Below are 387 nucleotides of genomic sequence, written 5' to 3'. Positions count from 1 at the left end.
GGTCAGCTCAAAGCGGCCTGCAGGGCTTTTCATGGTCTTGGGAGAGCCCCCGTTTTTGCGGTTGGGCGTCTCTTGATTGTCGAGATGCGCGTCGAGCTCCGCCTGCATGGCAGCCTCGGTCAACTGCTTGATGAGCGGCGTCAGAATGCCCTCCTTGCCGGTGAGATCTTTCCCTTCTCGCAGGGCTTTCAGCGCCGCGTCCATGTCAAATGTTGGTTGTGTCATACATCACCTCTTTCCTCTTAGGGTAGAAGTGACACAGAATTCTGAACACTACCTTATGGGACGTAATAGTTTTAGGCGGCCTCTTTGTAGTGGTTCAATAAAACCGGACACCAACGTAGGTGGTAATATTGCCACCATAAGCGAGGTGTCTGATGACCAGGA

1 pseudogene is annotated in these 387 nt (G+C 53.0%); it reads right to left on the bottom strand.

The annotated features are described in order from the left end of the window. Window positions 1-225: pseudogene (locus INT20_RS17985) on the bottom strand (IS256 family transposase); the annotation flags it as partial. Between the last annotated feature and the right edge of the window lie 162 nt (window positions 226-387).

The organism is Halomonas citrativorans (genome assembly GCF_014898005.1).
GTDB classification, from domain to species: Bacteria; Pseudomonadota; Gammaproteobacteria; order Pseudomonadales; family Halomonadaceae; genus Vreelandella; species Vreelandella citrativorans.
This window is presented reverse-complemented; position numbering and strand designations above follow the sequence as displayed.